Annotated in this window: 7 protein-coding genes; 3 read left to right on the top strand and 4 right to left on the bottom strand. The window is 44.8% G+C overall.

What is annotated here, in order from left to right; all coding sequences use genetic code 11:
- Positions 1–263: 263 nt before the first annotated feature.
- The 3 genes from QUA40_RS25630 to polA form a co-directional block, all read right to left on the bottom strand.
- Positions 264–785, bottom strand: a complete 522-nt coding sequence (locus QUA40_RS25630) for a hypothetical protein (RefSeq protein ID WP_333131105.1) — start codon at positions 783–785, stop codon at positions 264–266.
- A 531-nt stretch (positions 786–1,316) separates the two neighbouring features.
- Positions 1,317–1,889 (bottom strand): thermonuclease family protein, encoded by a 573-nt coding sequence (locus QUA40_RS25625; RefSeq protein ID WP_333131103.1) that lies wholly within the window; start codon positions 1,887–1,889, stop codon positions 1,317–1,319.
- Between the two features lie 11 nt (positions 1,890–1,900).
- A complete protein-coding gene (polA, locus tag QUA40_RS25620; RefSeq protein WP_333131101.1) occupies positions 1,901–4,978 on the bottom strand; it encodes a DNA polymerase I in 3,078 nt (1,025 codons plus the stop codon).
- A 391-nt stretch (positions 4,979–5,369) separates the two neighbouring features.
- On the opposite strand from polA, the gene QUA40_RS25615 reads away from it, so the two are divergent.
- Both QUA40_RS25615 and QUA40_RS25610 read left to right on the top strand, forming a co-directional pair.
- Complete coding sequence (locus QUA40_RS25615) at positions 5,370–5,636, top strand: hypothetical protein (protein ID WP_333131099.1); 267 nt, start codon at positions 5,370–5,372, stop codon at positions 5,634–5,636.
- A gap of 157 nt (positions 5,637–5,793) precedes the next feature.
- Positions 5,794–6,453: a response regulator transcription factor gene (locus QUA40_RS25610; protein ID WP_333131097.1), complete on the top strand. Its 660-nt coding sequence runs from the start codon at positions 5,794–5,796 to the stop codon at positions 6,451–6,453.
- Between the two features lie 23 nt (positions 6,454–6,476).
- On the opposite strand, the gene QUA40_RS25605 is transcribed toward QUA40_RS25610, so the two are convergent.
- Positions 6,477–8,456 carry an ATP-binding protein gene (locus QUA40_RS25605; protein ID WP_333131095.1) on the bottom strand — a complete coding sequence of 660 codons (1,980 nt, stop codon included), beginning with the start codon at positions 8,454–8,456 and terminating at the stop codon, positions 6,477–6,479.
- An 894-nt stretch (positions 8,457–9,350) separates the two neighbouring features.
- Here QUA40_RS25605 and QUA40_RS25600 point away from each other — a divergent pair.
- Entirely contained in the window at positions 9,351–10,676 is a 1,326-nt protein-coding gene (locus QUA40_RS25600; protein WP_333131094.1) for a J domain-containing protein, read from the top strand.
- Positions 10,677–10,750: the final 74 nt, after the last annotated feature.

The following is a 10,750-nucleotide window of genomic DNA, read 5'->3' as shown; positions in this document are numbered from 1 at the left end:
TTTTTTGCTGGCATTTTTGTATTGATTGACTAAGCTAAGTTTTTATTATACCCTATTTAAAGGCACAACAGCTTACAAGTCGCTCAGAGTAAAAAAAAGCAAGAAGGAAGAACCAGTCAAAGGCATGGTTTCAGTAATTAAGAACGTCCTCACCGTTTTGGTGGTTGCGATATAAGTGGCGAGTTATAAGTTGCAAGTTATGAGTTAGATTTCTGATTTAAAACTCTACTCTACTCGCAACCCACAACTCTATCGCTGTTCTCCTACTGGCAAAGTCGAAATTGTGCTATCTCAGCAGGAATTTTAGAAGCATTAGGTACGTTTGCAGAGGCAGGAACGAAGATTCCCATGCCGAAACTGCAACCCTCTGCCGTCGTGCATTCCCCAGGCTTAGCACTGATTTGATATTCGCCTTGGGATGGGGGAGTAAAAGAGATTGACGCCAGTTCGCCTGTTTTTTGACTCACAGCGATTTCCTGACCGCTGGCATCCTTGAGAGATAAGTTTAAATCCTGACAATTTCCGTCGCAAGTGGCAACAAAAACATACTCCACATTAGGATGCAGCGTTGCTCTAAAAGGAGATGAAACTTGCTTGCGAACTTGGCCCAGCAACGGCACAAATACTAATTTTTGAGCGTTGCCTTTCCGCTGGTCAACTTCTGTTTTCAAGCGACAAATAACCGTTTTTTGGTTTTCAGTCAGTTCTTGAGCAATCGCATTTCCTACAATTGCCGTACCGAGGATCAGCGCAAGGCCGGAAATAACCAGATGTTTGAAATTCATTGATGTCCCTTAAAGTTAATTTTGGGTGATTGCAATAGACCGCTTTTGTCAGCAGTCTATTAGTTTATCTGGAGCCTATCACATTTGTTGACTTTTCCGAAAAAACAGGTCGGAGAAAAGTGCGATCGAACTCATGTCTGGTTTTAGATGAATCTGGCGTCAGCTATCGCGGAAACTCCACAGATTGCAGACCGTAGGAGCAGAACCTCGTCCTGATTGTATTGTACTAAATTAGGACGATCGGCATCGGTATCTAGAAACCCGCTTTCTGGGCCGATGCGGAGGAGCTAAACCTAAGATTTATAGTATAGACGGGGTTTAACAAAACCTGAGTAACTCCAAGACTGTAAATGTCTGATACAGGTTCCCATATTCCACCCCAACAGCATAATCCTGTCCCTGTCAATATACAAATCGGTTGAAACTTGTGGCTCTACTCGACTAACAAAACTCCGAAGGCAAGAGTTAGCTCGTACTCCTACCATTTGCCTTCTTTTTACCCGATCGCGAAATCGAAGGATCTTCTTCGCATCATTTATCACTGTTCCTAAATTTCCACGCAGGAACAAACTTAGAATCTCCCCAAACGCCGCGGCGATTTTTCTTAGCTTCGGCTTCCGCTTGTTCCAGAATACTTGCACTAGGACAGTTTTTTAAGTAAGGACGGTAAACCATTGCTAATCCTTCGCGGATCAAAACTTCTTGGGCAAATGTACCGTTGGGCAAGCGAACTTCGCTAACTTTGCGGCCGTAGCGGTCAGTATCGGTGACGGTCAAAACAACGCGACCGCCCCCTTGTTTGACTAGCTGCTGCATTCTTTGGTACGCTAGATTTCCCCACTTAAATTGATTTTTTTGTGCTGATGCTTTGCTATTTTTCTCAGCATTTGTGTGCGCGACTTCCGGTGCATCTACACAGGCAAAACGCACTTTTATATCTTTCCCGGCGGCATCACTGGCAACAAGCGTGTCGCCGTCGCTAACTCGCTTGACAGCATAGTTGTTGGGCGCTAACTTTTGTGGACATCCGAATAGTAGCAATAGCAGAGCAACTGCACTTAAGGTTTTTATTTTTGGGAAAATTGTGATTTTAGTTTGGCTCATATTTCTCTGTTTTATTTAGTTTCCATCCAATTTTGCCCAGCGTGGATGTCAACTATCAGCGGTACGCTAAGTGGCAGAGCATTTTCCATCGCCGTTCTAATTTTCGGTTGCAATTCTTCCCACTCATCGGGAGGTACTTCAAAGATTAATTCGTCGTGAACTTGCAGCAGCAGCCGCGCCTGATAGTTTTGCAAAATTTTGTGTACTTCAATCATGGCAAGTTTAATGATATCAGCACTGGAGCCTTGAATCGGAGCGTTGGCTGCCGCGCGCAAAGATTGGGCGTCATCTCTGCTGACAGATTTAAGTCTATCGGAGTGAATGTCTTGGGGATTGCGGCCTTTTAAGTCCAGGAGGCTTTCGCTCTCGAATTTTAAATAGCGGCGGCGGCCTAGAATTGTGGTAACGTATCCCAGGGCGATCGCCTCTTTTTTTACTTTCTCCAAAAATTCAAAAACCTTAATGTAACGCTCGTTAAATCGCTTAATAAACTCTTTGCCGTCTGCTGAAGTTTTGCCCATCGATCGCCCAAACTTAATCGCCCCCATACCGTAAATTACCCCAAAATTAATCGTCTTGCCAAACCGTCTTTCATCGGGGGTTACTTCCTCTTTTTCAAACAGGAGTTGAGCTGTTACGGTATGCACATCTCGGTTATTTTGGTAAGCCTCTATTAAAACAGGTTCTTGACTCAAATGAGCCAAAATTCGCAGTTCAATTTGAGAATAGTCAGCCGACACCATCAGCCAACCTTCTTCCGGTAAAAAAGCTTTGCGAATTTGCCGCGAAAACTCGGTGCGGATGGGAATATTTTGTAAATTTGGATTGGAAGAAGAAAGCCTTCCCGTACCCGTTGCAGTTTGGTTGAAATCTGTATGCACCCGCCCGGTATCCGCACGCACTAACTGCGGCAAAGCATCGACATAAGTTGATTTCAACTTGGATAATGTTCGGTGTTCTAATAAATCATCTACAATCGGGTGATCTCCTTGCAATTTATCCAATACGGCGGCGTCTGTAGAGTATCCCGTCTTAGTTTTGCGAGACTTTTTCTTAAACTCATCGGGGATTTTTTCTAACAAGATTTCGCTGAGTTGTTTCGGGGAACCTAAATTAAACTTTCTCCCCGCTGCTTGATAAGTCTTTTCTTCTATTTCTGTTAAGCTCTTTTCTAGCTGTTGCGATAGTTCTTGCAGGTAAGCTGAATCAATGTGAATTCCGCAGTATTCCATTTCAGCTAAAACTGGTTCGAGGGGCTGTTCTACTTCCAGCAGCAACTTATGCAAAGATTTATCGGGAAAGTTATGTTCATCAGCTTTATCTAATTCAGTTCTCAGTTTACCTACTAACTGAAATGTGGTGTGAACATCCATGCCACAGTAGTCGGCTACTTTGACAATACTGATGTCAGCAATTGTTTTGTTTTTAGGTACTAATTGATTATAACTTGTGGCAACAATGCCTAAGTATTCCCTTGACAATTCGCTGAGGCTGTGGCTGGTTTCGGGATTGAGTACATAACTGGCTAGCATGGTGTCGAAGACGACTCCTGCTAGTTTGATTCCCTGACAGCGCAGGATCGATCGATCGAACTTAGCATTTTGCAGCGCCTTGGGATAATTCTCGCTTTCCAAAATCGGACGCAAAGCATTTAAAACTGTGGCTTTGTCCAAGTTTGTGCCGGTTTTGTGTCCCGTGGGAATGTAAGCGACATCCTCTTCACCGGTTCCCCAACAGCAGCCAATTCCGACTAATTCGGCGTCTCGCGGTTCGATCGCGGTAGTTTCGGTATCCCACGCCACGGGTGAAGATTTGTCGGTGCAGGTTTGCAGCAGTTGGACTAATTCGTTTAACTGTTCGGTTGTTTGAATTATTCTGGGTTTAATTGGCAGTTTGTTTTCCTGCTGAGCGGCTTTAGTTTCTGCGGGGCTAAAAAACCACAAGTCGTCGTCTTCGTATTCTGAACTTTCAGAAGTTTGAGGTGACTTATCTATTGTGGGGTGGGCATCTTGCCCGCCCAAAGCAACAGGCAAGATGCCTGTTCCACTCTCCTGTGAATTGATTGTGGGGTGGGCATCTTGCCCGCCCAAAGCAACAGACAAGATGCCTGTTCCACTGTCTGTCAATGGCTCTTCTGCGCCACCGAACCGTTTTTGAATTTGCTTTACTTTCCCTAAAAATGTCTTAAATTCCAATTTTTCCAGCATCGGAATCAAGGCGGATTCATCAAAACCTTTGAGCTGGCAATTTTCTAAATCTACTTCCAATGGCACGTCTTGGACAATTGTCGCCATGCGTTGAGAATGATAAGCAGCTTCTTTGCCTTCTTCTAGCTTTTTCTTAGTTGCTCCTTTAATCTCGTCGATGGCTGCATAAATTCCGTCGAGGGAATTGTAAGCTTCCAGCAATTGCAGGGCGGTTTTGTCGCCGATGCCTTTGACTCCGGGGATGTTGTCGGATTTGTCGCCACACAAAGCTTTGTAATCTATTACTTGTTCGGGCAAAATACCGAGTTTTTCTTTGACTGCTTCCGGGCCGTATTCTTGGGATTTGCCTTTGCCCGATCGCCTGAGCTCATCTGTACTCAAATACAATACGCTGATTTGTTTCTCGGTTTCTACTAATTGAAACAAATCTCGATCGCCCGTGAGGATTTTGACCTGATAACCGGCCGCGCTGGCTTTGTTTGCCAAAGTTCCCAAAACATCGTCTGCCTCGTAGCCGGGAGCAGTAATTGCTGGTAAATTCAAATAGGTGAGGAGTTCTTGCAGGTTTTTGATATCCGGTTTAAAATCTTCGGGAGTTTCCGCACGACCGGCTTTGTAAGTTTCGTCGGCTTCGTGGCGAAAAGTGGGCGTGGCGAGGTCAAAGGCGATCGCCATGTACTGGGGGTCATAGGCCACCATTACTTCCAGCAGCGACTTGAGAAAGCCAAAACAGACGCTGGTGGGAATGCCCGTCGTAGTTCGCAAGCCTCCGTCTCGACTTTTGGCAAAGGCGAAGTAGGAGCGAAAGGCCAGGGAGTGACCGTCAACTAAGATGAAGGTGGGTGCTTGATTTTCCGACACAGACACAGATCCCGATCGCACGAAAGTATTTTCTCATTGTAGCTATAGCAGAAGGATGTCTGATGTTTTGAAGTAGCTCATCTTTGCACCAATTCTTGTAATGCCAAAAAAAAGTGGAGTATGGAGTAGATATCTGGGTAAGCCAGATTAATTGCAACGATTCTTGCTATTGTGCGTCGATTTTAATCGCTCGCCTAAAATATCTCAAAAGGTTTCTCTACAAGGTCTTTGGGATGATTAATTTTTAAAACCCCTGATTGCCCCCTCTCTACCGAAAAAAATTGCTCTCCTTCTAAGTCGTTTTCTGAACGGGCTTGCGTAAACACGCAATATTATTTGCGCTTACTCCCCTATCAACCGGGAAGCTTGAATGACAGAATAAAACTATCAACTCTCCAAACAGGTCTGAATCATGAACAAGGTAATGGTTACACTCATCTCTATAGCTACCCTTGGGCTAGGCATTGCTGTTCCCCTCCAAGCCAATGCTCAGCCTATGAAGCAAACAACAAAAGTTGCGCTTGAATCCCAACGTCACCATGAATACCGCGTCCAGTATCACCGCGCTAATCAAAAAAAATGGATCAATGCTGGAACTTTCCGAGATCGTGTAGCTGCTAACAAAGAGGTTCAAAAACTAGAGCATAAAGGTTATAAAGCCAAAATTGTAACTCTGTAGGCTTACACAGTAGAGGAGGGGAAAGGCGAGTAGCACTTGCCTTTCCCCTCCCTCACGATTATCATTATCAGTAACAGCTCACGTTAGATAGCCAGTCTAAATAGTCGGGAAAACGAGTGTGCTGAAGAAATGATAAAATAGTTATGGCGGTCAAACTATGAGTTCTCAAACACAACGCTTTCTGGTTATTGAGGATCACCCTGAAGTCGGTCAAAATAATTGTGAATTTTTGAGGATGATAGAGCCTCAGTGTTCCTGCATTATTCAGGAAACCCCTGAAGAGGGGATTGAGCAACTCCAGCAAGAGAACATAGATTTAGTAGTAGTTGACTTACAATTTGGGACTTTGACAGGCGAGGAGTCAGCCAAGCCAGGTTTAGCGCTACTCCACCACATTTTTGAGCATCATCCTCTGTTAAATGTTCTCGTCTATACCAGCGAACCAAGCTATTTAAGGCAAGTCCTGAAGCAAATATTTGAACATCAAGGGGGATTTGCTGTCGTTAATAAAATGGAAAGACGGAATGCTTTTCTAGAAGGAGGTCGTAGTGCTTTAGCTGGACAGTGTAAGATTCCTCGTAATTTAATGAACGAAATGCCATTGACTGATAAGGATAGAACGGTATTGGACTTGTTATGTAACCAAGCCCTTACAGATCAGGCAATTGCAGAGCGGATGCATATATCCCTCAAAACAGCTCAGAACTACGTCCAGAGTCTCAAAGCAAAACTGAATGTCGATCAGCTTGATGGTCAACTTACTAATACCAGAATCGCAGTTTGCATGGAGGCAATTAAACGTAGGTTGATCGGGTAGTTATACCCTTCTTTGTTATCATCTTATGGGGTTTCCAGCGTCCATTCAAGTGTTACCTGCATCCCACCTTCTTCTAATGGAACCCTTTGCCAAGACCCATTTGGGATCTCAGCGGCAATAGTTTTCATCAGTTTAGTGCCATATCCACCACTACGACGTTTCTTGTGAGCAATATCTAATAAGATAGGGGTTAGGCTAGTTCCATTATTCTCGATCACTAATCGGCAGTGATGATCTTTTTGAGTAAGCGAGACTGAAACTTGCGTTGCCGATCCGTTTGGAGGTTGGGCATGGCGAATCACATTAGCGATCGCTTCTCGAAAAAAGCGAAAGATATCCTCTCTCGAATCAATCCAAGCACTATCAGATTTGGGTTCTCGCAAGGGTTGTAGATGCTCTTTGACACTCAAGGTTAATTCTCTTGAGTTAATCAGTTTTTGGAGCCATTGGTGTATCCCCCGATCCAGTCCAGATTGCAGCTCTGGTGTAATCTCTAGCTTTTCTGCAATTGTGCGTGTGCTGCTGAGCTGATTGCGAAGCGCAAGCCCAACTGCTTCTAATCGATCTAAGATTGAGTTAATCATGGGAGATGGATGACTGAGGGCTAGAAGCTCAATACTATCCATTGCCAATTTGAGTTCTTGAAGTGGGCCATCATGAATGTCTGTTGCGACTCGATGGAGGAGTTTCCGCGATTGCAAAAGAACAGCCTGTCGCTCAGCTAATTTCTGCTGTTGTTGGATAGACTGCCTGAGAATTGAATAAATGGCTACACCTGAACCTGTTCCCACCCAACCTAAGATGGGGATGGATAATGGAAACATTAACCCTTGATAGAACAAGATAAAACTTAAAGCTACATAGCTTCCTACCAAGATCGGAAGCAGCCAGCCAACCAGCAGGTGAACAGGTATAAGTTTATGCTTTTTGCCTGGGCTAAGTATATATAGGCTTATGAAGTCAAGACCCAAAGTTGTGATGATGTAGTCATACCAATTCGGGATTCTTGTCAGAAATGAATTGGTCATCAAACTAGCTATTTGATTAGCTTCTACTTCTGCAACAGACATCTCCCCAAAAGGAGATAGTTCTCGATAGGTTTCAAATCCTTTCCCTTCGGGAAGATCGATTAATACAAGTTTATCATGGAGCTTCTCAAGAGATTGGGGTTCAAAGGAAGGATTACAGTGTTCTATCTCTAGCTGAGAGGAAGGACATTGAAAATGAATATCAATACTAGGAAATGTATCAGCAGAACCCCAGAAGTTCATTTGAAAAGATAAAAGAGTTTGTAAATGGGTAATATTTTGAAACCCTTTAATATTTCCTGAGTTCATATAGAATTTTTCTAAGGCCATAGTTGCCACAGATTTAACCTTATGATGTATATTAATATCTGGATCATCTTCATAGCTAAAATTGGAAAATAGCTCGGCTTTTCGAGCTGGGCTGTCTAAGCTTTGTGGATGTGCTCCATATCTGAAGTAACTTACTATCTGCTCTGGGGGAATAGAGGGATTTATACTTTCATTATCGAAAGGAAGTAAATTATGATAATCATTTATGACTGAATTTTCTGAGGGCAAGTTACTTGGACGAGCCACCAAAACAATCTGGTTTGAATATTTACTAATCAACTCTTGAAAGGGATGTTCTAACTGAGTATCTGTATCAAGATCAATGTACTGGATCATTTGAGTAGGCAAATTTATGACTACAAGCTTTGCACCACTGTTGATTAAGCTTTTCACTAAATTTGCATAGAAAATATTCAGTTTATATAAGTTATGAAAGTTATATCCTAAAATGGCAGGCTGCTTGATCTTAAGCAGTAGAATTTCTTTGGGCATAAGCCCTGGTTTATGAAGTCTTATTAGATGATCCTGAATGTCCAGCTCCATTTTATTGAGCATAGGTAAGTTGCTAGATACTGCACAGTAAAACAAGCTCCAAGCAGTTACTAAGCCAATACTTATTGCTGGACGATATCTGATAGTGTTCATTCGATATTTCTATTATTTATTTGTTCGCTGCGGTCAATATAAAATTGTTGGCTTGGGTGGGATTAGGTTTAAAGTTACACACAAATCTTGTGAAAACTGTCTCAACCGCCCATGAGCAAATTTTGTACTAATCGTTCCCTCATAGATAGTACCATTCAAATGAAACCCGTATATTGATCGGACATTATTGCCGTCAATCTTTAGTTTCAGTTTAACCGAGCCTCCTTGTCCAATACCATCAGTAATTCGTCCCGCACCAATCCAGACTTAGGTTGCTGTAGCTGGGATATCTAACCCACTCAATAAAAGTAAAGTTTGGCATACAATACGAGATGTAAAAGGAAGCATGAGCCATTTATTCTTAGTTCAATAGTACAATTATGATAGTGCTCTTTGAGGGCGAATTGTCTTCTCCAGTATATAGCAATTCACGCTTTGGTGAGGTACACCTAAATAGCTGTAAAGCTTATAGAACCCATTTGGGATCTGTGATGATGAGCTAAGATCAGAAAAAAATGTCGTACTCCCGCAGCTTAACCGATAAAGAGTGGGAACTCATCGAGCCATTATTACCACGAAACAAGAAAACCAGACCGCCTACTCAGTCAAAGAGAGAAATCTTGGATGTTATGTTCTATGACTCGCCAGAGGTAAAAGCACGGGTTGTCAGAAACCGGGCTTTTTGCATCATACTTGGTTACAGCTCGCAGAAACTGTAAAAAACCCGGTTTCTGAAGGTTGTGATGCGTAAGTCCCAATCTCAAATCTCAGATATCAAATCTCCAATCGCTTGACTGTGCAGCTTGGCTGAGAATAGTACAAGATGTTAAGTACGATTCCCTGCGGGATAGCTTCGCTTCACGCAAATTTACCAACAAGTGCCGATCGAAGCCTATGGGTGACATTAACCGATGCTACGAAATCCTCGAAATTGAGCCTGGAACTTCCTTAGAAGAAATTAAGCGCGCTTACAGGGATTTAGCGTTTGTGTGGCATCCCGATCGGTTTGCCAACAACGATCGCCTGCAACAAAAAGCTCACCAAAGATTAACAGAAATTAATGAAGCTTACCACCAGTTGGTGTTGTTTCTGAGTCAGCCTGAATCATCGAGCTCGATCGAAAAACAGTTTCAGCAGCCACCGCCCCCTGCGCCCGAAAAGCCGCTGAGAAGGCGTTCTGGAAAATCAGCCGCCAGGCCTGGTTCCCAGCGCCGTCAAACCCGCCCAAAAGCCGCCACCCAAAAATTTCTCACTCAAAAAAACTCTTCAAGTAAGAAACGATTTACCACTCACAATCGCCAAGCGTGGCGGGGAAGAAAGCAACCAGGGCGCAGCGTTGCGAGGCAACCAGGGCCATCTCAAAACTATCGAAAGCTTACCTCGAAAAGGAAAACTGAATTTTCAACTCAATACTCAAAACCGCGAAGCGCGCCGAGGGAAGTGCGGCCCTCTCAACACTATTCAAGCTTCCCTTGGTGGCCGCTGGCAATCGCCGTGGCGAGTTACGCTTTGACCGGTTGGATTTTGACGGAATCAGACGCCCCGCTGTGGATGTGGGCTTTAATCTGCGGTGCAGATTGGCTGTGGGCGGCGATTTTGCTGGCGGAGGGTTCGGCAACGCCTAGAGTGTGGCTGGCGGCGTTAGTTTTGGCTGGGGCGGTAGGGGGGTCGATCGCCGGTTTTCAGGCGGGAGGAATGGTCACAGGGGCTGCTTGGGGCGCAGTTGGGGCTGGTTTGGGGGCGATCGCCAGTTCTGAGGCCGAGTCGCGGGCTGTGGCTGCTGTTGTGGCTGTAGGGGGAGTGGTGACAGTGGTGGGATTGATGGCGGGAACTCATTCTGGGAATTGGGTTAAGGCGTTGGTGGCGGCCGTGTGTTGGGCGATTGTCGGCTTGACGTGCGGGCTGGCGGCGGAAGTAGGTGTGCATTCTGGCGGCCCCGTCGGGCTCCGAGGTGCGATCGGGCTGGGGATTGGGGCCTGGGCGGGGGTTGTTGCTGGGGCGGGCTCGGGGGCGATCGTCCAAGCCTTGGCTATCGCCGGGGCTAAGACTGTTTATGGGGCTTGGGCGGCGATCGGCATTATTGCTGGAGTTGTGGCACGGATGGTAGCTGCTGAAAGGTTGATCCACACCGGCAGCGGGCTTTATACGTTTATCCTGTTGGTGGCTACTTCCGGTTTCGGGCTGTGGCTGGGAAGTTGGTTGGGCGATCGTATCTTTTAACCCACATTCCGCACCCCAACTGGCACATACGCAAATTCAGGGGATAATAGTGAGTAAAAACACCCAAAAATCTC

It is taken from the genome of Microcoleus sp. Pol11C3, assembly GCF_036701485.1.
GTDB lineage: Bacteria > Cyanobacteriota > Cyanobacteriia > Cyanobacteriales > Microcoleaceae > Microcoleus.
The sequence above is the reverse complement of the archived record's forward strand: the minus strand, read 5'-3'. Positions and strand labels throughout refer to the sequence as shown.

Bases quoted from the DNA above. Each gene is read 5' to 3' on its own strand.
- QUA40_RS25630 (WP_333131105.1), bottom strand. From the start codon at position 785: ATGAATTTCAAACATCTGGTTATTTCCGGCCTTGCGCTGATCCTCGGT.
- QUA40_RS25625 (WP_333131103.1), bottom strand. From the start codon at position 1,889: ATGAGCCAAACTAAAATCACAATTTTCCCAAAAATAAAAACCTTAAGT.
- QUA40_RS25615 (WP_333131099.1), top strand. From the start codon at position 5,370: ATGAACAAGGTAATGGTTACACTCATCTCTATAGCTACCCTTGGGCTA.
- QUA40_RS25610 (WP_333131097.1), top strand. From the start codon at position 5,794: ATGAGTTCTCAAACACAACGCTTTCTGGTTATTGAGGATCACCCTGAA.
- QUA40_RS25605 (WP_333131095.1), bottom strand. From the start codon at position 8,456: ATGAACACTATCAGATATCGTCCAGCAATAAGTATTGGCTTAGTAACT.
- QUA40_RS25600 (WP_333131094.1), top strand. From the start codon at position 9,351: ATGGGTGACATTAACCGATGCTACGAAATCCTCGAAATTGAGCCTGGA.